Origin of the sequence: Labrys sp. WJW, from assembly GCF_001676615.1 — a bacterium.
Taxonomy (GTDB): domain Bacteria; phylum Pseudomonadota; class Alphaproteobacteria; order Rhizobiales; family Labraceae; genus Labrys; species Labrys sedimenti.
The window spans coordinates 425,030-444,812 of record NZ_LYXZ01000001.1; the positions used below are offsets into that span (position 1 = coordinate 425,030).

The 19,783-nt window shown below is 64.4% G+C and carries 19 protein-coding genes and 1 pseudogene; 8 read left to right on the plus strand and 12 right to left on the minus strand.

The window, feature by feature from the left end; all coding sequences use genetic code 11:
- Positions 1-205: 205 nt before the first annotated feature.
- The 6 genes from BA190_RS01840 to BA190_RS01865 are packed head-to-tail and all read left to right on the plus strand — an operon-like array spanning position 206 to position 6,022.
- The gene (locus BA190_RS01840) at positions 206-1,003 is read left to right on the plus strand and encodes a DeoR/GlpR family DNA-binding transcription regulator (RefSeq protein ID WP_068281746.1); all 798 of its coding nucleotides are present in this window, start codon (positions 206-208) and stop codon (positions 1,001-1,003) included.
- Positions 1,003-1,974: an N-acetylglucosamine kinase gene (locus BA190_RS01845; protein WP_068281748.1), complete on the plus strand. Its 972-nt coding sequence runs from the start codon at positions 1,003-1,005 to the stop codon at positions 1,972-1,974. Before BA190_RS01840 ends, BA190_RS01845 begins: the two co-directional genes overlap by 1 nt.
- Positions 1,975-1,997: 23 nt before the next feature.
- Complete coding sequence (locus tag BA190_RS01850; protein WP_068281750.1) at positions 1,998-3,257, plus strand: sugar ABC transporter substrate-binding protein; 1,260 nt, start codon at positions 1,998-2,000, stop codon at positions 3,255-3,257.
- Positions 3,254-4,171 (plus strand): carbohydrate ABC transporter permease, encoded by a 918-nt coding sequence (locus BA190_RS01855; protein ID WP_068281752.1) that lies wholly within the window; start codon positions 3,254-3,256, stop codon positions 4,169-4,171. The genes BA190_RS01850 and BA190_RS01855 overlap by 4 nt, the downstream gene beginning before the upstream one ends.
- A gap of 2 nt (positions 4,172-4,173) precedes the next feature.
- Positions 4,174-5,031 (plus strand): carbohydrate ABC transporter permease, encoded by an 858-nt coding sequence (locus BA190_RS01860; protein ID WP_068281754.1) that lies wholly within the window; start codon positions 4,174-4,176, stop codon positions 5,029-5,031.
- 37 nt (positions 5,032-5,068) lie between these two features.
- Complete coding sequence (locus BA190_RS01865) at positions 5,069-6,022, plus strand: SIS domain-containing protein (protein WP_068281756.1); 954 nt, start codon at positions 5,069-5,071, stop codon at positions 6,020-6,022.
- Between the two features lie 4 nt (positions 6,023-6,026).
- Here the strand turns inward: BA190_RS01865 and BA190_RS36725 are convergent.
- The 8 genes and pseudogenes from BA190_RS36725 to BA190_RS01905 all read right to left on the minus strand — a co-directional run.
- Positions 6,027-6,512: pseudogene (locus BA190_RS36725) on the minus strand (MFS transporter); the annotation flags it as partial.
- Between the two features lie 55 nt (positions 6,513-6,567).
- Positions 6,568-7,353, minus strand: coding sequence for a benzoate diol dehydrogenase BenD (benD, locus tag BA190_RS01875; RefSeq protein ID WP_068281760.1), 786 nt, complete (start codon positions 7,351-7,353; stop codon positions 6,568-6,570).
- Positions 7,350-8,378 carry a benzoate 1,2-dioxygenase electron transfer component BenC gene (gene benC / locus BA190_RS01880; RefSeq protein ID WP_068281762.1) on the minus strand — a complete coding sequence of 343 codons (1,029 nt, stop codon included), beginning with the start codon at positions 8,376-8,378 and terminating at the stop codon, positions 7,350-7,352. Before benC ends, benD begins: the two co-directional genes overlap by 4 nt.
- A 37-nt stretch (positions 8,379-8,415) precedes the next feature.
- Positions 8,416-8,904 (minus strand): benzoate 1,2-dioxygenase small subunit, encoded by a 489-nt coding sequence (gene benB, locus BA190_RS01885; RefSeq protein WP_068281764.1) that lies wholly within the window; start codon positions 8,902-8,904, stop codon positions 8,416-8,418.
- Positions 8,901-10,259, minus strand: a complete 1,359-nt coding sequence (locus BA190_RS01890; RefSeq protein ID WP_068281765.1) for a Rieske 2Fe-2S domain-containing protein — start codon at positions 10,257-10,259, stop codon at positions 8,901-8,903. Before BA190_RS01890 ends, benB begins: the two co-directional genes overlap by 4 nt.
- A gap of 98 nt (positions 10,260-10,357) precedes the next feature.
- Positions 10,358-11,296, minus strand: a complete 939-nt coding sequence (gene catA, locus BA190_RS01895; protein ID WP_068281767.1) for a catechol 1,2-dioxygenase — start codon at positions 11,294-11,296, stop codon at positions 10,358-10,360.
- 72 nt (positions 11,297-11,368) lie between these two features.
- Positions 11,369-11,659, minus strand: a complete 291-nt coding sequence (gene catC, locus BA190_RS01900) for a muconolactone Delta-isomerase (protein ID WP_068281769.1) — start codon at positions 11,657-11,659, stop codon at positions 11,369-11,371.
- Positions 11,660-11,669: 10 nt separating this feature from the next.
- A complete protein-coding gene (locus BA190_RS01905; protein WP_068281770.1) occupies positions 11,670-12,848 on the minus strand; it encodes a muconate/chloromuconate family cycloisomerase in 1,179 nt (392 codons plus the stop codon).
- A gap of 138 nt (positions 12,849-12,986) precedes the next feature.
- Between BA190_RS01905 and BA190_RS01910 the strand changes: the two genes are divergently transcribed.
- Complete coding sequence (locus tag BA190_RS01910; protein WP_068281772.1) at positions 12,987-13,910, plus strand: LysR family transcriptional regulator; 924 nt, start codon at positions 12,987-12,989, stop codon at positions 13,908-13,910.
- Positions 13,911-14,118: 208 nt separating this feature from the next.
- Here the strand turns inward: BA190_RS01910 and BA190_RS01915 are convergent, their stop codons facing one another.
- On the minus strand, positions 14,119-14,937 hold the full coding sequence (locus BA190_RS01915) for a phytanoyl-CoA dioxygenase family protein (protein WP_068281773.1): 819 nt from the start codon (positions 14,935-14,937) through the stop codon (positions 14,119-14,121).
- An 85-nt stretch (positions 14,938-15,022) separates the two neighbouring features.
- Here BA190_RS01915 and BA190_RS01920 point away from each other — a divergent pair, with 85 nt between their 5' ends.
- On the plus strand, positions 15,023-15,922 hold the full coding sequence (locus BA190_RS01920) for a LysR family transcriptional regulator (protein ID WP_068281776.1): 900 nt from the start codon (positions 15,023-15,025) through the stop codon (positions 15,920-15,922).
- Positions 15,923-16,049: 127 nt separating this feature from the next.
- Here the strand turns inward: BA190_RS01920 and BA190_RS01925 are convergent, their stop codons facing one another.
- The 3 genes from BA190_RS01925 to hutC all read right to left on the minus strand — a co-directional run bounded on the left by BA190_RS01925 (position 16,050) and on the right by hutC (position 19,696).
- Complete coding sequence (locus tag BA190_RS01925; RefSeq protein ID WP_068281778.1) at positions 16,050-17,453, minus strand: FAD-binding oxidoreductase; 1,404 nt, start codon at positions 17,451-17,453, stop codon at positions 16,050-16,052.
- A 233-nt stretch (positions 17,454-17,686) separates the two neighbouring features.
- A complete protein-coding gene (locus BA190_RS01930; RefSeq protein ID WP_156771317.1) occupies positions 17,687-18,796 on the minus strand; it encodes a histidinol-phosphate transaminase in 1,110 nt (369 codons plus the stop codon).
- Positions 18,797-18,934: 138 nt separating this feature from the next.
- Positions 18,935-19,696, minus strand: a complete 762-nt coding sequence (gene hutC, locus BA190_RS01935; RefSeq protein WP_245314491.1) for a histidine utilization repressor — start codon at positions 19,694-19,696, stop codon at positions 18,935-18,937.
- Positions 19,697-19,783 lie beyond the last annotated feature (87 nt).

Below are 19,783 nucleotides of genomic sequence, written 5' to 3' on the forward strand. Positions count from 1 at the left end.
ATCGATCGAGGCGTTCCACGACCGGCCCGAGCAAACTTGCCACGGCTCCTGCCTTGCGAAGAGGCGTTGCCGAGCGCTTTCGATCATTGCCGTCAGGACTCGATAAAATCATAAAAAATCATAATCATGATTGACTCTGTCGTTTTATTGGCATTCATTGATTTTATCAGAGCGGGTTTTGACCTGCCATCACAGCGGGGAATGCATGTCTCAGGGGTCGAGCAAACTGGAACGCCTCGATGCGATCCGCGGCCATCTCTACACGCATGGCCCCTCCACGATTCAGGCCCTGGCCGATGCCGCTGGCGCCTCGCTCGCCACCATCCGCCGTGACCTGCAGATCCTCGAGGAGCAGGGCATCATCGACCGGGCTCATGGCGGAGCCCGCATTGCGGAGGGGTCGAGCGTCGAGGTTGCCTTCAGTGCGCGCGAGGGTCGGAACCTGGCAGCCAAGCGGGCGCTTGCCGCAGCCGCTTATGAAAAACTCGCCCCGCACGCGACCATCTTCCTGGATGCCGGCACCACGGTGCGCCAGCTCGCAAGGCTCCTGCGCATCAATCCGATACCGATGACCGTGTTCACCAACGGCCTCCTGGTGGCCCAGGAACTCCTGGATGTTCCCAAGCTGCGCGTGGTCGTCATCGGCGGCCAGTTGCGCAACGAGAATGCCTCGCTGGTCGGGCCGGAGGCCGAGGCGATGCTGGAGCGGCTATGGTTCGACCAGCTCTTCCTCGGCGTCAGTGCCATCGGCCCGGATGCCACGATCTACAGCGTCGACAGCGCCGAGGCGAGCCTGAATGCGCGCATGCTCAAGCGCGCCGAGAAGCGCTTCATCGTCACAGATTCGAGCAAGTTCGGGGTGATGTCCACTTACGCGGTGGCCCCGCTTACCCCCTCGATCAGCATCATGACCGATGCCAACCTGTCTTCGGACTGGCAAACGCAGTTGCATGAGATCGGCGTGCCGCTCGCGCTGGTGGATGTACCGGCGGGTGCTTCCTGATGGCCGGGATCCTCGCAATCGACGGCGGCGGCACCAAGACGATCCTGGCGACGGCGAACCGGGATGGCGTGATCGGCACCTGGCTGGAAGGCACCGGCATCAACCCGGTCGACAACCCCGGTTGGCTCGCCGGTTTCGAGGCGCAGATCCGGGCAGCCGGTGAGGTTGCCCGGGCCTGCGACCATGCCGTGCTGGCCCTCCCGGCCTATGGCGAGATTGCAGCGGTAACGCAGTCCCAGAACCAGGCGGCCGCGTCGGCGCTCGGGCAATCCCACGCGATCCTCAACGATGTCGAGGCGGCCCATGTCGCAGCCTTCGCCGGCGGGCCCGGCGTCCTGATCCTGGCGGGAACGGGGTCGATGGCCTGGGCCCGCGACGAGCATGGCAACAGCCTGCGTGTCGGGGGCTGGGGCGATGCATTCGGCGACGAGGGCAGCGCCTTCTGGATCGGGCGGGAGGTGATCGCCCGCGCCAGCCAGGCCCTCGACGGGCGGCTCATGGCGCCGGCACTGGCCGACGCCTTCTTCGCTTTCCTGGGGCTCGACCGAGCCGATCCTCCGCAAGCCCTGCTGCAGTGGCATGTCGAGCTGTCCCATCCCCGTTCCCAGATCGCAGCCTTGTCGGTCCTGGTTGACCATCTGGCCGAAGCAGGCGACGCGACCGCCGCGGCCATCCTCGACGAAGCAGCCGACCATCTCGCCCGCCACGTGGAGGCGGCCTGGCGCCGCCTGGATGCAGGGCCACGCCGATGCTGGAGCTATGCCGGCGGCGTGTTCGCCAGCAGACACATGCTGACGAGGGTTACGGCTCGCTTGGGGGCCGCTCCCATGCCGCCACGGCTTCCCCCGATTGGCGGTGCGCTGCTGCGCGCCGCGCAAGACCTCGACTGGCCCGTGGATCAAGCATGGATCGAGCGCCTGGGCGCCTCGATCACAGAACATGCAAGCCGCGCGAGGAATGGCCGCACCTGACCATACAAAGAGGGATCATTGACATGTTACGGCACGGATTGCGTGCGTTCGTCGCACTTTCGACCCTGATGCTGGCCCAACCCGTCTGGGCGGACGCGGCCAAGCCCCTGGCAGGACAGACGATCTCGGTATTGCTGCCCTCCGGGCAACGGCCGGGATTGGCGGAGGATTTCGAGAAGGAGACCGGCATTCACGTCGACCTCCAGTCGCTGTCCTGGAACGACATCCGCGCCAAGCTCGTCACGGCCCTGCTCGCCGGCAGCGCGCCGGCCGACGTCACGGAGGTGGACTGGTCGTGGACCGGCCAGTTCGGCGCAGCCGGCTGGTATGCCCCGCTCGATGGCCTGCTCGATGAGGCCACGGTCAAGGATATCGCGACCAGCCCGATCTTCCGCTACGACGGCAAGCTGATCGCCCTGCCTTACAACAATGATTTCCGCGTCCTCATCGTCAACAAGGAGCACTTCGACAAGGCCGGCATCACGGCCATGCCCAAGACGCTCGATGAATTGCTGGCTGCCGCCCGGACCCTCAAGGAAAAGGGCGTTTCCAAATACCCGATCGGCATTCCCCTTTCGCCCGCGGAGGGCACCTCGACCGCCTGGTATCTCCTCACCAAGGCCTTTGGTGGCGAGCTCTTCGACAAGGACTTCAAGCCCTTGTTCACCGACCCGTCATCGGCAGGGCACAAGGCCCTGGCCTTCGAGATCGACGCCCTCAAGCAGGGCCTGATCGATCCCGCCGCGCCCGGACTGATCGACATGGATGTCCACCAGCTTTTCATGGACGGCCAGGTCAGCATGGAGATCTGCGGTGAGGTCGGCCGGCTCGCGCTCTTCAACGACGCCAGCAAATCCAAGGTCGCCGGCAAGGCCGTGGCTGCCCTCTTCCCGACAGCAAGCGGCGTGACGCGCAGCCTGGGCCTGCCCGAGGCCATGGGCATCCCCGTCACCTCCCAGAAGAAGGAGGCGGCACTGGCCTTCGTCAAATGGATGAGCGCCAAGGAACAACAGCTCAAGAATTATACCGAGGCCGGCACGCTGGCGACACGGACCTCGGCGCTCGAAGACCTGAACAAGGCCGGCAAGCTCGAAAGCGGCAAAGTCCTGATCGAGCAGGCTTCCACGGCCGGCGGCCTGTTCCCGCAGGGAACGCCGATCTGGTATCCCCAGTTCAGCTCCGCCGTGTATACGGCCATAAACCAGGCAGCCAAGGGCCAGCTGAGCGTCGACGATGCGCTCAAGCAGATCGCGGATGAAACCGAGCGAGCCATGCAGCAATGAGCGTGGCTGCTCTGACCCGGGCCGGCACGGAGCGGAACAGCGGCGCCCGGAACGACGCCTGGCTCGGGCTGCTGCTCGCCGCTCCGATCGTGCTGACGATGATCGGGCTGGTGATCTGGCCGGTCATCGCCACCATGTGGCAGAGCCTGCATCGGGTCGATCCGATGCAGGCGGGCACGCCCTTCGTCGGCCTGTCCAACTACACGGCCCTGTTCACCGACAAGAATGCCCTGACGGCCTGGGCCAACACGCTCTTCTATGTCGTCCTCGCCGTCGTCCTGGAGACCGTCGGCGGCGTGGCTGCGGCCGTGCTGCTCAACCGATTGACGATCGGCCGGCGCTGGATCCTGGCGATCGTGATCCTGCCCTGGGCCTTGCCGGGCGTGGTCAACGCCATCGTCTGGCAATGGATCTACAATCCCAGCCACGGCCTGCTCAACGGCCTCCTCACGGCCATCGGCTTCGATTTCGACAGGCATGTCTGGTTCAACGATCGCAGCTCGGCCCTGATCCTCGTCACCGTCGTGCATGTCTGGCGAACCATGCCGCTGACGGTGGTGATCGTGCTGGCAGCCCTGCAGTCGATCCCCAAGGATATCTACGAGGCGGCACGGATCGACGGCGCCAATCGTTTCCAGCTCTTCCGCATGATGACGCTGCCTCTCATCCGCAGCGGCCTGGCGATCGCCCTGGCACAATCGACGGTCACGGCTTTCAACCTTTTCGACGAGGTGTGGATCCTGGCCGGCTCGAGCCTGGATACCCGCTCCATCCTGGTCCAGGTCTATCTGGAGGCTTTCCAGAACCTGCGCTTTTCCCGGGGCATGGCGCTGTCGGTGCTGGTCATGTTCATTTCGCTGGCCGTTTCGCTCGTCTTCGTCTCACGCGTCTATCGCGAAACCAGGCTCGATTGACCATGCGCACCCTCCTGTCCCGTTTCGGTCTCATGCTGGCCTGCGCCGTCCTGGTGCTGTGGTCACTGGTGCCCGTCTACTGGGCCTTCGCCACCAGCCTGACGCCGACGCCCGACCTCACCGCCAGCACGGTGCACTTCTTTCCGCAGACGCTCACCCTGGATCACTATGCCAAGCTGTTCGGCATCGGCACCACCATGGCCAACGACACCATGGTCTGGCAGCAATTCCGGGCCGCGCTGATCAACAGTACCGTGACCTCCCTGGGCGCGACCATCCTGTGCGTCGCCCTGGCGGCAGCGGGAGGCTATGCCTTCGTGCGCCTGAACTTCCCGGGGCGCACGGTGATCTTCATCCTTGTGGTCGCCACTTTTGCCATACCGGGATACACGGTCCTGATCCCGCTCTATCGGATCATGACGACGCTGCGCCTGGTCGACACCTATCTCGGCGTTACGCTGATCTATGTCTCGGCCTTTCTGCCGCTGTCGCTATGGCTGATGCGCAGCGTCTATCAGTCCCTGCCCCTTTCCATCGAGGAGGCGGCCCAGATCGACGGGGCGAGCCGGCTCTACATCCTGGTGAGGATCGTGCTGCCGATGGCGGCTCCGGGCCTGGTCGCCGCCGCCATCATCACCTTCCTGGGGGCCTGGGGCCAGTTCATGGTGCCCCTGATCTTCTCGCCCACCATGGCAACCAAGCCCCTGACCATCCTCGTCCCCGAATTCGCGACGAAGAACTTCGTCGACTACGGCCTGATCAACGCGGCCGGTTCGGTCGCGATCATCGTGCCGACGCTGATCGTCATCTTCCTCAACCGGTACCTCGTCAGCGGCCTCGTCGCCGGTGCGGTCAAGTGACCGGCCATCGAACCCATCCAACCCAGTGAGTACAGTCATGAACGTCACCGAGCGTGTCATCTTCGAACAATTTCCGTTCTGGCAGCAGGGCCTTGGGGCATCGCTCCCCGCGATCGACGCGCCGATCACCGTCATCATCGGTTGCGGCACCTCGTATAACCTTGCCGTCTCGCTTGCCGCCGTGTTCAACGCCCATGGCCGCAGGGCCATCGCCGTGCCGGGCGGGGAATGGCTGAGGCGCCCGCAAGCCTATCTGCCCGATCCCGCTGGAGCGCATGTCATCGCGCTCTCGCGCAGCGGCGAGACTACCGAGACCGTGGCTGCCGCGGCCGCCAGCCGCGCGGCCGGGCTGGTGGTGACGGCATTGACCTGCGAACGCGAGGGCGCCCTTGCGCGCGAAGCAGATCATCTCGCCTTCACGCCGACCCATGGCGAAGAGGGCATCGTCATGACCAGCTCGGCCTCGCTGATGCTGCTGCTCGGCCTGAGGATGGCTGGCGTGGCGATCCCCACCGCCGTGACGGAACAGGCCGAAAGCCTGGCGAAAGCCCTGGACGAACGGCTGGCCGGGCGGCTCGCCGACCGCAGCCATTTCGTCTATCTCGGCGGCGGCGCGCATTACGGGATCTGTCTGGAGGCTTCGCTCAAGCTGCAGGAGATGAGCCAGAGCTACACCCAGGCCTTCCATCCGCTCGAATACAGGCATGGGCCTGTCAGCCTGCTCGACGAGCGCACACTCGTGGTCACGCTCTACGATCCGCGCACAGCCCAGGAAGAGGCCCAGCTCGTGGCGGAGCTGCGCGAGAAGGGCGCCCTCGTGGTCGGCCTGGGTGGGCCGGGCGACATCTCCCTCGATCTCGACGTCGCCGACGAGCTGCGCGGCCTGGTCTGCCTGCCCGCGCTTCAGCTCCTGGGCGAGCGTGTCGCCCAACGCCGCAATGTCGATACGGTGGCACCCCGGCATCTGACCAAGGTGGTCAAGCTCGCGTAAAGGCCCGCGCCTTTTGCTGTTCGCTCTGCCGGATCAGGAAACAGAGCGATTCCGGCAGTTTCCACAGGATGAAGGGCAAGAGGAGGAGTGGCACCGCGGCGGCGTTCGGCATCAGGCCGCCGCAGCCGAGGCCGGCGATGAAGCGGAAGGCCTTGAACTGGTCCAGTGAGGTGGCAAAGCCGGTCGCCAGGGTGGCAAGGGTGAACAGCAGGAAGCTGATCGCGATGCCCTTCTTGCGGCCGATACGGTCGGCGAGCGGCCCGAGGACCAGCGCGCCGAACATCATGCCGAACAGCGCCCAGGCCTGCAGCACGCCGGCCTGCGGTCTGCTCAGGCCTCACTCGGCGATCAGCGTCGGCAGCACCGTGCCGGCGACCAAGACGTCGTAGCCGTCGACGATCAGCAGCAATGCGCAAAGCGCCACCACCGCCCATTGGAAGCGCCCGAACGGATTGTTGTCGATCGCTTCGGTCACGTCGATCTTGCGCATTGTCATCCCCCCGGTTTTTTGAAATCTCAGCCCAGCTCCCTCAGTCCAAGTCGTTTCAGCCCAGGTCTCCGCCGGCAACCGGCAACACGCTGCCCGTGATGTAGGATGCCTCGTCCGAGGCGAGGAACAGGATCGGCGCCGCCTGCTCCTCGATGGTGGCGTAGCGTTTCAGGAAGCTCGACTGCTTCACCTGGCTCACCACTTCGGCCATCCAGGCCTTTTCCCGGTCCGTATCGCCGGCCGCGTTGCGCGGAATGCGGCGCGGCGGCGCCTCGGTGCCGCCTGGCGCGGTCGCGACCACGCGAATGCCGAAGCTGGCCATCTCCATCGCCAACGCCTGCGTGATGGCGTTGACGCCACCCTTGGCCGCCGAATAGGGCAGGCGATGGATGCCGCGCGTCGCATTGGAGGAGACGTTGACGATGGTGCCGCCGCCGCGGGCGACCAGCAAAGGCAGCACCGCATGGCAGCAATAGAGCGTCGGCATCAGCGAACGGCGGATTTCCGCGTCGATCTGCTGCGGCTCGAATTCGAGAAAAGGCCGCATGCGGATGGCACCGCCGACATTGTTGATGAGGATGTCGATGCCGCCGAACCTGTCGGCGGCAAAGCGCATCGCCGCCGCGGCCCCCTCATGGGTTTCGAGGTCGGCGCTGAAGGCGGCCGTCTCTCCGTCCGCTTGCGCCGCCACCTCGGCGACGAAATCGGCACGGTCGACGAACAGTACCCGGCCACCTTCCAGAGCCGCGCGGATCGCCACGGCGCGGCCGATGCCTTGCGCCGCCCCGGTCACCACCAGCACCTTGCCGGCGAAGCGGTCGGTGAAGCACGCCGGGTTCATGCCGCTTCCTTCGCCGGGGCGTTCGGGGTGAACTTTTCATAGTGGAAGCTTGCGGGCTTCACGCCGTTCTCGTCGAAATGCCGGCGCACCGCATCGACCATCGGCGGCGGGCCGCACAGATAGACGTCGACATCGCCGCCATGCAGAAGCTCGGCAGGCATGTGCTGGGTGACCCAACCCTTGCGTGGATGGCTGGAGGCTTCCTCGGCCACCACGGTGGTGAAGCTGAAGTTCGGCAAGCGGGCAGCATAGGCCTCGATCTCGTCGACGAGGACGAGGTCGAGATCGCGGGTGACGCCATAGATCAGATGGACCGCCTGCCCTGCCCCCGTGCTGGCAAGGGCCTCCAGCATCGACAGGAAGGGCGCAAGCCCCGTGCCGCCGGCCAGGAAGAGGAGCGGGCGCTTCACGTCCCTGAGATAGAAGCTCCCCAACGGGCCGGTGAGGTCGAGCCGATCGCCGGGCTTTGCGCCGGCAAGCCATCCGCTCATCACCCCGTCGGGAATCTTCTTGATCAGGAAGCCGAGGCGACGGTCCCCCGGCGCCGAGGAAAAGGAGTAGGAGCGGTTCTGGCCGCTGCCCGGCACGTCGATATTGACATATTGGCCGGGAAGGAAGGCAGGCGCGGCGGCGGCATCCACTTCCAGTTCCAGCACGATCGCCGCATCCTGGTGCGGCGTCACCGCCGCCACCGTGGCGGCGAACTTCTGGTGGCCGGTTTTGCAGGCCAGCGAGGTCGTCGGCACCGCGAGCACGCAATCGCTCGAGGGCACCATCTGGCAGGTCAGCACCAGGCCCTCCGCCGCCTCGTCCTCGGTCAGTGCATCCTCGATGAAATCATTGCCGAGATCGTAGGCGCCGCTTTCGGCGCGGCACTTGCAGGTGCCGCACACGCCGTCGGAACAGTCCATCGGCAGGTTGATCTTGTTGCGGAAGGCGGCATCCAGAACCTTCTCGCCCTGCTTGCAATCGACGAAGCGGGTCACCCCGTCCTCGAAGTTCAATGCGATCCTGTAGAAGGTCATGGAACCCTCCTCTTCGCTCCTGTGCGGCCGGGGGCCGTCAGATGTGGTAGACGTCGATGACCTGGCGGATATAGTCGTTCTTCAGCACGATTTTCTTGTTCGATATCAGTATCTTGTCGCCGTCCTGGCGCAGTGTGACGAACATGGTGCCGAAGAACTGGTCGGTGACCTTGTAGCGATGGTTCAGCGTGTGGAAGTTGTAGCGCACGTCCACCTCGCCACCCCGGTCGGTCACCAGTTCGACATTGGTGACGCTGTGGCTGGTGCGCGGCTCCGGCGTCGAAGCGCCGGACCGCTCGGTCTTGATACGGAAGACGCGGTCCTCCAGGCCTTCCCGGCTTGGATAGTAGATCAGCGAGATTTGCGCATGCGGGTCCTCGGTGATCGCATCATCGTCGTCCCAGGCCGGCATCCAGTAGGTGACGTCGGGCGCATAGCAGGTGAGCCATTCGTCCCATTGGCGATCGTCGAGAAGCCGCGCCTCGCGGAACAGGAAAGCACGGACGGCATCGTAGGACATGCTCATGCGACCACCCCCTTCTTCTCGGCGGCGAGCGCCTCGCGCATCACCGTCGCCCAATATTCGTGCTGGCGGACGAACAGCCCCTCGTCCTCGCTGCGCTCGCCCGAGAGCAACGGCTCGAGGCCCATCCTCCTGGCATTGTCGTCGGGACCCTCGATCCACAGCGGCGCACCGCGCGACAGGTCGTTCCACAAAGCCGCCGTGCCGGCATAGCCCGACTGGCAGGCCCGGAATTCCTCGAGGTCGTCGGCCGTGCCCATGCCGGAGACGTTGAAGAAATCCTCATATTGGCGGATGCGCAGCGCCCGGTCTTCCGCGCTCTCGCCCTTCGGGGCGAAGCAGAAGATGCTGACCTCCGTCTTGTCGACGCTGATGGGACGCGTCACGCGGATCTGCGTGCTGAACTGATCCATCAGGAACAGGTTGGGATAGACGCACAGATTGCGGGTCTGGTTGATGATGAAATCGGTCTTGGTCTCGCCGACGCGTTCGCGGATCTTCTCGCGCTGGCCATAGACGGGGCGGACCTCCGGATTCATCGTGTTGGTCCACAACAGGATATGGCCGTTCTCGAAGCCATAGACGCCGGCGACCGACTTGCTCCACGAATTGGCGTCGACGGCCTTGGTACCTTCCTCGCTGCGGCGGCCCATGGTGGCGGCATAGTTCCAGTGGACGGAGGAGACATGGTAGCCGTCGCAGCCATTCTCCATCTGGAGCTTCCAGTTGCCGTCATAGATGTAGGAGGAGTTGCCCCGCAGCACCTCCAGCCCGTCCGGCGCCTGGTCGACGATCTGGTCGATGATGATCCGCGCTTGCCCGAGGAATTCGGTCAGCGGCGCCACGTCCTCCTTCAGACTGCCGAACAGGAAGCCGCGATAATTCTCGAAGCGCGCGACGCGCGTCAGGTCGTGCGAGCCATTCTTGGCGAACTGCTCGGGATATTGCGTGGTCTTTTCGTCCTTCACCTTCAGGAGCTTGCCGGTGTTGGAGAAGGTCCAGCCGTGGAACGGGCAGGTGAAGCTGCCCTTGTTGCCATGCTTGCGGCGGCAGAGCATCGCTCCGCGATGAGCGCAGGCATTGATGACGGCGTTGAGCGTGCCGGTCTTGTCGCGGGTGATCACCACGGGCTGGCGGCCGATTGTGGTCGTGTAATAGTCGTTGTTGTCGGGGATCTGGCTTTCATGGGCCAGATAGACCCAGTTGCTCTCGAAGATGTGCTTCATCTCCAGTGCGAACAGGTCGGCGTCGGTGAAGATGTCGCGGCGGCAGCGAAACACGCCGGCCTCGTGATCATCCTGCACGGCGGAGGCGAGCAGATGATCGAGATCACGGGCCTTGTCGATGATTGCGGACATGACTTCTCTCCCGCAAGGAACGGCGGTCGGCGCGGTCCTTGCAACGATGTCGATGATCGGGGTGGGACGGCCCTCAGGGCCGCCGGTGCTGCCGCCGGCTAGGCCGCGGCGCGCTTGCGCTGGTCGTTGATCTGGTTGTCGACGCCGTCGACCAGTGCAGTCAGATGGATGTCGAACACGATCTCGGCGAAGGCCCCTTCCAGGCCGTTGGCCGCGATGCTGGCCGCATCCGTCCGCTCGACGACGGCCGGAACCAGGCCGTCGCGGGTGGCATAGGCGAAGTCGTCATTGACCAGCGGATCACCCTCGATGTTGATCTGGGTCGTCAGCTTGCGATGGCCTTCGCCGCTGATGAAGAGGTGGATATGGGCCGGGCGCTGGCCATGGCGGCCGAGGGCGGAGAGCAGCTTTTCCGTCGGGCTGCCCGGCGGCACGCCATAGCCGTTCGGCACGATGCTGCGAAACTTGTAGCGGCCCTCGTCGTCGGCAACGATGGTGCGGCGCATGTTGAAGGGCGCCTGCTTTCCGGTCGGATCGAAATGCGAGTAGAAGCCGCGGGTGTCGCAATGCCAGACCTCGACGGTCGCACCCGGCAGCGGCCGGCCGTCGGCGCCGTGGACGGTACCATGCATGATCAGCGTGTGGCCGTTCTTATCCGTGCCGTCGTCGAGGCGGGCGAAGCCATGCGAGACCGGCGCGCCGGCGACATAGAGCGGTCCCTCGATGGTGCGCGGCGTCGGGTTGTCGATGCCGAGCTCTGCATCGATCGCGTCGAGGCGCTCGTCGAGGAAATGGTCGAGGCCGAGGCCGGGCGAGATCAGGCCGGCCTGCCCGCTTGCACCGATATCGTTGAGCCAGGCGATGGCTGTCCAGTATTCGTCCGGGGTGACGTCGAGATCGTCGATCGCCTTGAAGAGGTCCGACATGATCCGATGGACGATTTGCTTGGCGCGCGGGTTGCCGCCGTCCTTGTCGAGCCCGCTCAGGACCTTCAGGAAATCCTGGATGTCGGGCCTTGCGAAGATCTTCACGCTCATTTCAATCCTCCACTTATTGCTTTTGAATTTATGGGGGCCTCGTCATCGCGGTTGCCCCGAGACGCGGTGACGTCAGCCATCACCGTCGCGGATCGAAGAGGGGTGTCGCAGCAGCGGCGCCACCTCGATACGCATGAACTTGAACAGCGGCAGGCCCGAGAGGATCTCGTGCAGTTCCGCATTGTCCTTCACGTCGAAAACGCTGTAGTTCGCGTAGGCTCCGGCAATGCGCCAGATATGCCGCCACTTGCCGCTGCGCTGCAGCGCCTGCGAATAGGCCTTTTCCTTCGCGATGATCTCGGTCGCCTCGCTCTCGGGCAGGTCGTGGGGGATGTTCACATCCATCCTGACGTGGAACAGCATGGCTCTCTCCTCAACCGGCGCTGATCGTCTTGCGCGAACCGTTGCGGGCGAAGAAGGCGACGCGTTCCTCGTCCAGTTCGATGCCGAGCCCCGGCCCGTCCGGAACGGTCAGCTCGAAGTCGCTGTAATCGAGCGGCCGGCGCAGGATCTCCTCCGTCAGCAGCAGCGGGCCGAACAGTTCCGTGCCCCATTGCAGATCGGCAAAGGTCGAGAAGACCTGCGCCGAGGCAATGGTGCCGACCGCGCCTTCCAGCATGGTGCCGCCGTAGAGGCCGATACCGGCCGCGTCCGCGATGGCGGCGACGCGCTGCGCGTTGTAGAGGCCGCCATTCTGCTCGATCTTGACGGCGAAGACGTCCGCGCCGGCAGCCTTGGCGATCTCGAAAGCGGATTCCGGCCCGGTCAGCGCCTCATCGGCCATCAGCGCCACGGGGAAACGGCGGACCAGCCGGGCCAGGGCAGCGGTCGAGGCGACGGGCTGTTCCACCAGTTCGCAGCCGGCGTCGGCCAGAGCCGCCATGCCGTAGGCGGCCTCGGTCTCGCTCCAGGCCATGTTGACGTCGACACGTATTGCGGCGCGCTCGCCGAGCGCCCGCTTGATCGCGGCGACATGGGCGATGTCTTCCTTCAGCCCCTTGGCGCCGATCTTCAGCTTGAAGATGCGATGCCGGCGCAGATCCAGCATATGTTCGGCTTCGGCGATATCCCTGGCCGTATCACCGGAAGCGAGCGTCCAGGCCACCGGCAGCCGGTCGCGGCGGCGCCCGCCGAGCAATTCGCTGACCGGAAGACCGAGCCGCCTGCCATGCGCATCGAGCAGGGCCGTTTCCACCGCGCTCTTGGCGAAGCGGTTTTCCTTCACCACCTTGCCGATGCGCGCCATCAGGGCCTGTACGCGGGTCGCGTCCTCGCCGATCATGATCGGCGCAAAATATCTGTCGATGGCGAGCTTCATGCCCTCCGGGCTTTCCCCGCCATAGGCGAGCCCACCGATGGTGGTGCCCTCGCCGATGCCGGTGATGCCGTCGCTGCAATGAACCTTCACCAGCATCAGCGTCTGGCCGTCCATGGTGGCGACCGACAGTCTGTGCGGCCGGATGGTGGGCAGGTCGACGAGCAGCGTCTCGATCCGTTCGATGACGGGAGCGAGGACTGCGGCCGGAGCGAGGGGGGCGAAAACCGTGTTCATGCTGCGATCCTGCGGCAGCCATGACGCTCCGTCCAACACCATTTGTGTTGGACATGATACCTTACAGGTATGATACTGGAAAAAGCCCTGCAATAACGATACTTACCGCAGTGCAATATACCTCTGAGGGAGGGTAAAATGGACCTTCGCCAGATCCGCTATTTCGTGGCGGTGGCGCGCGAGCGCAATTTCACCCGCGCGGCGGAGCTCCTGCATATGGCACAGCCGCCCTTGAGCCGGCAGATCCAGCTGCTGGAGGAAGAACTGGGGGTGGCCCTGATCATTCGCAAGAGCCGGCCCGTACGCCTGACGGATGCGGGCCGGCTCTTCTACGAGCAGTCTCTCCAGGTTCTCGGCCGGGTCGACCAGATGCTGACGGCAACCCGCCGGGTCGGGTTGAACCAGAATAGCGTGTTTTCGATCGGCTTCGTCGCCTCCACTCTCTATGGCGGCCTGCCCGCGCTCGTGCGCAAGCTGCGCCAGCACGCGCCGGAGCTCGACATCCAGCTCCTGGAAATGGTGTCGGTGCAGCAGATCCCCGCCCTGAAGGAAGGCCGCATCGACATCGGCTTCGGCCGGCTTCGCCACAGCGATCCCAATGTCACCGGCATCGTGCTGCGCGAGGAACGGCTGGTCGTCGCCATTCCCAAGGGCACGCCGCTGGCCGAAAGCAACGCACCGCTGCCGATCAGGACATTGGCCGACCGGAAGATCATCGTCTATCCCAAGGAGCCGCGCCCCAGCTATGCCGACCATGTCCTGGGCCTGCTGCACGGCCATGACGCGCGTCCTGCGGAGGTCCAGGAGGTAAGGGAAATCCAGGCGGCCCTCGGGCTGGTCGCGGCGGATGCGGGCCTGTGCCTCGTACCCGCCTCTGCCCGCCAGATGCGGTCGGACGTTCACTACAGGCTGCTGGAGGAAAAGGACGCCATTTCCCCCGTCATTCTCAACCAGAGGGTCGGGGATAGCTCGCCCTATATCGACCTGGTCAAGAAGCTCATCCAGGAAATGTATGCCGAAGATCCGCCCTGGCTGGACAAGGCGCACAACTATATTCCGTGACTGCCGCCGGGCCGGGGACGAGCGGGATTCCGCCCCTTGGCATCATAAGGCGTTGAATATTCCGCAAATGTGAATGAAAGCCGGATTCAAATCGCCCACATGCGCAGAGACGATCCTGTCCGGCATCGATATGGTCCACATGATGCGCAAATGGCGGGCGAGTTTGCAGGCCGCCACAGATCGACACCCGCTCGCCCCCGATAATGTGTCAGCCCACGCCGCGCGCGGCTCCGCGTTGGAAAACCGTCGGGAACCAGTCTTCGCGCAGTTTTTCGCCCGCCGACATGCCGTGGCCAGGATAGGGAGGCGAAGTGCGTCCGGGCCGCTCGACATAGCGGGCATCATCTCCCACGAGCCGAAGGGAGAAAGCCCTGCGGCGCGTCGCCGCCTCATTGCCGCGAGCGCCATGGAGCGTCATGTAGTTGAAGGCGACGGCATCGCCCGGCTCCATCTCCCACTCGCGAATATCCATGCCTTCCGCATCGGGATCGGGTACGGGGATATAGGCATCGCTGTCGGCGTAGAAATTCTCTTCCGAGAGCCAGCGCGTCGGCAGGACCGGCTTCGGCCAGCGATGCGAGCCGGCGACGCAGCGCAGCGACGCTTCGCGCACCGGATCCAGCGGCGACCAGAAGCTCACCGTCTGCGCTCCCTCGACGAAATAATAGGGGCCGTCCTGGTGCCAGGGCGTTGGCTTCGATGTGCCGGGTTCCTTGACCAGGACATGGTCGTGGAAGACCTGGACCGAATTCGCCCCCATCAGATCAGCCGCGACCTCGCCGGCTGCGGAGTGACGGATCACGGTCTCGAATTCGGGGATGCGCTCCCAATTGCAATAGTCGTCGAAGAAGCGGCCTGCCTCGCCAGGCTTGAGGTTCTCGGCGCCATATTGGCTGGGCTCCGCCATGTTGCGGGCCACACCCGCCCGCAGTCTCTCCACGTGATCCTTGAACAATCCGCGCACCAGCACGACGCCGTCGCGCTGATAGGCCTCGATCTGTTCCTGCGTGACGAGCGGATGTGTCATTGCGTTCCTCCCTGCTTGACGGAACCACCAAACAGGCAATCATTTATAGTTTCAAATAATAAGTACCTAAACTACTCTTAGGCTCATGCTATATCTCACGCTTCGCCAGTTCGAGTATGTTTCCGCCGTGGCCCGCTCCGGCAGTCTCTCGGCCGCGGCCTCGCAGCTCAACGTGTCGCAGCCCTCGCTTTCGGTCGCCATCACGCAGGTCGAGCGGCGCCTGGCACGCAAGCTTTTCATCAGGCGCCGGGGCGCCCCGGTCGAGCTCACCGATTTCGGCCAGGATTATCTTGCCCAGGTCGAGGAGATCATCTCCCTCGCCCGGCAGTTGGACGACCCCACCCGCAACCAACGCGCTACTGTCGGTCGCCTGACACTGGGGCTGTTCGAGGATCTGGCGCCGCTTCATATCGGCCGCCTGCTCAATGCCCTGCGCAGCAAATTGCCGGATGCGGAAATCCGCTATCGCATCGCCGATTTCGAGACGCTCGCCCGCGACATGCTGCAGTCGCGCATCGACCTGGCCGTGACGTTCGACCTTGGTCTCGACGCAAGCTTCCTGCGCCGACCGCTCGCCTCCGTCCAGCCCCACGCCTTGATGCGCGTCGACGACCCCCTTGCCGGCTTGCGGCAGGTCAGCCTCCGGGACCTCGGCCAACGCGCACTGATCCTCTTCGAAGAGGGCCTGTCGGTAAGACACGTCCTCGGCCTCTTCCGGCGGATCGGCGCGGAGCCGGTCGTTCGCCACAGAGTGCAGGCACTCGAGGTCATGCGCAGCCTTGCCGCCCATGGCGAAGGCATTGGCATCACCTATGCCGGGTCAAAAAGCAGCTGTGCCTATGACGGGTCTCCCCTGGCCAGTGTCCCGATTGCCGAGGGCTTCGCCCAGGAGTCGGTTATCCTCGCATGTCCGCTCGACGGTGCGAAGAGCGCGATCCTGACCCCCGCCTCGCAAGCCATTGTCGAGGCGTTCGGCCACGGATGAGCCGGCCATTCCGCAACGCTTGGAGAAGTGCTGCAGCGGCATACTTAATCTATAAGATAAGAATAATCCTATAAGCTATCGTTTTTACATCATTTTTCTGAATTAAATCTCATCTCGATATGCCGCGCTAGTCTGGCGCTTCGAACCGTTCGGGCAGGATCTTTCCCGGGTTCATGATGTTCTTCGGATCGATCGCCGCCTTGATGGCCGCCATCACATCCAGCGCCGGGCCCATCTCGCGCTCCATATAGGAACGCTTGCCCTGCCCCACGCCATGTTCGCCCGTGCAGGTTCCTTCCATGGAAAGAGCCAGTTCGTTCAGCCAGCCGATATAGGATTTGGCGGCGGCCCGCTCCGCCGGGTTCTCCGGATCGAGCACGATCAGATTGTGGAAATTGCCGTCGCCGACATGCCCCGCAATCGGAGCGAGCAGCCCCAGCGACCGGGCCTTCTCAGCGGCAGCGCCAATGCATTCGGCCAATCGCGAGATCGGCACGCACACATCGGTGCTGATGCCCTTGGCGCCGGGCCGCAGGCCCAGGACCGCCCAGAACAGGTCGTGGCGCGCCTTCCACAATCGCGTCCGTTCCTGCGGATCGGTCGTCCAGTCCAGTGCGGTGGCGCCGTGCTCGCGGGCGATTTCCCCGAAACGCACCGACAATTCAGCGACCGTGTCCGGCGTGCCGTGGAATTCGGCCAGCAGCAGCGGCGTCTCCGGCAGGCTCAGCTGCGAGTGGGCATTGACCGCCTTGACCGTGGTTGCGTCCAACAGCTCGATCCGCGCAAAGGGCAGGCCGAATTGAAGGCCGCTGATAACGGCATTGCTGGCATCTTCGACGGTGGGGAAGGAGCAGCGAGCCGCCGACACCGCCTCAGGAATGCCTCGCAACCGAACCGTTAGCTCTGTGATGATGCCGAGCGTGCCTTCGGAACCGACCAGCAGCCTGGTCAGATCGTAGCCCGCCGCACTCTTGCGCGCCCGGTGGCCGGTGCGGATCACCCGGCCGTCCGGCATCACGGCCTCGAGCGACAGCACCGCGTCCTTCATGGTGCCATAGAGCACCGCGGTCGTGCCCGAAGCGCGGGTGGCGGCCATACCGCCGAGAGTCGCATCGGCGCCGGGATCGAGAGGGAAGAACAGGCCGGTATCGCGCAGATAGTCGTTCAGGCGGCTGCGTGTCACGCCCGGTTGGATCACGCAGTCCATGTCTTCGGCGTTGACCGCAAGAATGCGGTCCATCCGCGTCAGGTCGACGGATATACCGCCTCTTGGCGCATTGAGCTGGCCTTCGAGCGAGCTGCCCGCGCCGAAGGGGATGACCGGCACGCCCGCCTCGCCACACAGTCCGACGATATCGGCAACCTCCGCCGTATTCTCGGCGAAGACCACGCCATCCGGCGGCTGGTTCTCGATCCAAGTGGTCGTGGAACCGTGTTGTGCACATATGGCCGCCCCGGTCTGGAAACGATCCGCGAACCGCTCTCGCAGGGTCTGGACGAACGCTTTGGGAAGGGTGCTTTCTCTCGACATGGCACTCCGCTGACTATGTTGTCCGCAGGACGTCTGCGGAATGGACGAAGGCGCCCACGGCTCGCGGGCGGAGCAATGCTATCCCGTCGCGGTCACGATGGTCGATAGGACGCTCCCGCCATAGCCGCGTTGGTGAACAGCATCGGGCAGATCAACCCTTCCCAGCGAACGGCATCCCGATGTTCCGGCCGCCCGCCGTGGCCTCAGCCGATCGTCGCTCTCCCCTCGGCCCTTCACCTCGACAGCCAGGACGCCGCCGCCGTCAACAGGGCTTGGGTGGCAGCCGCCGTCCCCGTCGTGACGCGCACGCCCTCGCCGCGAAAACAGCGCACCGCAATCCCGGCCGCGGACAAATGAAGAGTCAGCGCCTCAGCTTCCGCGCCGACCGCCAGCCACACGAAATTGGCCTGCGAGAGCGCGACCTCGAATCCAAGGGCCGAAAGCCCCTCATACATGTGCCCTCGCTGCTCGAGGCTGGCAGCTATGCGTGCCGCGACCACATCCTCCTCGGCAAGGGCCGCGAGCGCCGCCGCCTGCGCAGTTGCCGGCAGCGGGAATGGCGGCGCAACCGCATTGGCCGCGGCAATGATGCTGCGATCCGCCAGGCAATAGCCGACCCGCATGCCGGCAAGCCCCCAGGCTTTGGAAAATGTGCGCAACACCGCAAGATTCCGATACCGGACGAGGCGATGCGCGGGCGAGGCTACAACCATCGCCGTCTCGTCGGCATAATCGGCGTAGGCCTCGTCGAGGATGATGAGCGTTTGCGCGGGTATCGCATCCAGCAGAGCCTCCAACTCGCCCGGCGCCAGCACTGTGCCGGTTGGATTGTTGGGGTTGCAGATGATCACCACCCGCGCCTCGGACCTGCAGGCATCGAGGATCGCCGCCGCATTCAGCCGGTGACGGCCGTCAAGCGGCACCTCCACAAGGCGCGCGCCGGCTCCGCCGACGATGATCGGATAGGCCTCATAGGAGCGCCAGGGCGTGATCACCCTGTCGCCGGGATCGCAATAGGCACGGATGAGCTGGTCCAGCATGGTGACGGAGCCCGCCGACACCGCGATCATGTCGGCTGGCAGACCATGCCGGCTTGCCAGCGCCTCCGCCAGCGCCTCGCCGCGCAAATCCGGATAACGGTGCGCGCCCGCCGCTGCCTTGGCCACAGCGGCCTGGACGGCCGCGCTCGGTGGATCCGGTGCCTCGTTGGAACCGAGCCTGTGCGCAAACGCGATGCCGGGCCCGGCCCGGCCGCGTCCATAGCCGGGCAATTCCGTCAGCCGCGCGCTGGGCTTGGGTACGCCAGCTCCCTGATCGCCGATTGCAAACATTGGCCCCAACATGTCGGCATCCAAGTTATATAGAGTTGTATATGCAACTTGAATATCTTTCAGATGTCGAGCCCCTGTCAAGGCAGACGACGCCCTTCGGCGAAGGGACGGCGAGGCTGAGCCCGTCAGAAACCCGCCTCTCCCTTCGCGTCAGCGACCGACAGGCATTCGCCCGGCAAGGCTGAAGCGAGGCCCCGGGTGCAGGAAACGCGCGCTGGTAGCAATCATGCCGCGCGACCAGGTGCGCCGGCGCAGCAAAAGCAGCGGTTCGCCCTGCTTCATTTCGAGCAGCTTGCAGCTGAACTCATCGGCCAGGACGGCCTGAATGACATGTTCGACCTCCTCCAGGGGAGCCACGGCCATCAGGTGGACATAGGGTGTTATTTTTGTGAAATCCTGCTCCAGATAATCCGGAGAAAACTGCGGGTTTACGTATCTGTCTTCAATTTGCAGCGGCCTTCCGTTTTCCCGGTGGACCAACAGAGAGTGAAATACCATAGAACCGGGCACGACATTGAGCTCGGTAGCAAGATTGAGATCGCTATTGACCTCCTCCATCTTGATGACGTCCGTCGTATGTCGGTTTCCGCGCGCTTCGATCTCGGAATGTATGTTGCGCAATTCCAGAAAGGTGGATTGGCTTTGGCGGGCGGCGACAAAGGTGCCGGCCCCCTGCCGCCGCACCAGCACCCCCTCCGCGGCAAGATCGCGCATGGCAATATGGACGGTCATGCGTGAGGCGCCCAACTGTTCCGAAAAGCGCGCTTCAGATGGGACCCGATAGCCTTCCTGCCATTCGCCTGAATTGATTTTCGCCAGAATATGGTTGCGCACCTGCTGCCCCAGCGAAACCCCAATCTCGCCGTTGCCGCGGACCATCTCCTTCAAGGCGCCATCTCTTTTCTTGTTCATCTCGTCATGTGCCAATGCGCCTGAATCAAACAGGTCTACATGTTAATACAAGCTGCATAGGGCAGCAGCCGAAAACCGACGACTTCT

What these genes read in the sequence shown, in the direction of transcription:
- BA190_RS01840 (WP_068281746.1), top strand. Translation starts at nt 206, where the DNA reads ATGTCTCAGGGGTCGAGCAAACTGGAACGCCTCGATGCGATCCGCGGC.
- BA190_RS01845 (WP_068281748.1), top strand. Translation starts at nt 1,003, where the DNA reads ATGGCCGGGATCCTCGCAATCGACGGCGGCGGCACCAAGACGATCCTG.
- BA190_RS01850 (WP_068281750.1), top strand. Translation starts at nt 1,998, where the DNA reads ATGTTACGGCACGGATTGCGTGCGTTCGTCGCACTTTCGACCCTGATG.
- BA190_RS01855 (WP_068281752.1), top strand. Translation starts at nt 3,254, where the DNA reads ATGAGCGTGGCTGCTCTGACCCGGGCCGGCACGGAGCGGAACAGCGGC.
- BA190_RS01860 (WP_068281754.1), top strand. Translation starts at nt 4,174, where the DNA reads ATGCGCACCCTCCTGTCCCGTTTCGGTCTCATGCTGGCCTGCGCCGTC.
- BA190_RS01865 (WP_068281756.1), top strand. Translation starts at nt 5,069, where the DNA reads ATGAACGTCACCGAGCGTGTCATCTTCGAACAATTTCCGTTCTGGCAG.
- benD (WP_068281760.1), bottom strand. Translation starts at nt 7,353, where the DNA reads ATGAACCCGGCGTGCTTCACCGACCGCTTCGCCGGCAAGGTGCTGGTG.
- benC (WP_068281762.1), bottom strand. Translation starts at nt 8,378, where the DNA reads ATGACCTTCTACAGGATCGCATTGAACTTCGAGGACGGGGTGACCCGC.
- benB (WP_068281764.1), bottom strand. Translation starts at nt 8,904, where the DNA reads ATGAGCATGTCCTACGATGCCGTCCGTGCTTTCCTGTTCCGCGAGGCG.
- BA190_RS01890 (WP_068281765.1), bottom strand. Translation starts at nt 10,259, where the DNA reads ATGTCCGCAATCATCGACAAGGCCCGTGATCTCGATCATCTGCTCGCC.
- catA (WP_068281767.1), bottom strand. Translation starts at nt 11,296, where the DNA reads ATGAGCGTGAAGATCTTCGCAAGGCCCGACATCCAGGATTTCCTGAAG.
- catC (WP_068281769.1), bottom strand. Translation starts at nt 11,659, where the DNA reads ATGCTGTTCCACGTCAGGATGGATGTGAACATCCCCCACGACCTGCCC.
- BA190_RS01905 (WP_068281770.1), bottom strand. Translation starts at nt 12,848, where the DNA reads ATGAACACGGTTTTCGCCCCCCTCGCTCCGGCCGCAGTCCTCGCTCCC.
- BA190_RS01910 (WP_068281772.1), top strand. Translation starts at nt 12,987, where the DNA reads ATGGACCTTCGCCAGATCCGCTATTTCGTGGCGGTGGCGCGCGAGCGC.
- BA190_RS01915 (WP_068281773.1), bottom strand. Translation starts at nt 14,937, where the DNA reads ATGACACATCCGCTCGTCACGCAGGAACAGATCGAGGCCTATCAGCGC.
- BA190_RS01920 (WP_068281776.1), top strand. Translation starts at nt 15,023, where the DNA reads ATGCTATATCTCACGCTTCGCCAGTTCGAGTATGTTTCCGCCGTGGCC.
- BA190_RS01925 (WP_068281778.1), bottom strand. Translation starts at nt 17,453, where the DNA reads ATGTCGAGAGAAAGCACCCTTCCCAAAGCGTTCGTCCAGACCCTGCGA.
- BA190_RS01930 (WP_156771317.1), bottom strand. Translation starts at nt 18,796, where the DNA reads ATGTTGGGGCCAATGTTTGCAATCGGCGATCAGGGAGCTGGCGTACCC.
- hutC (WP_245314491.1), bottom strand. Translation starts at nt 19,696, where the DNA reads ATGAACAAGAAAAGAGATGGCGCCTTGAAGGAGATGGTCCGCGGCAAC.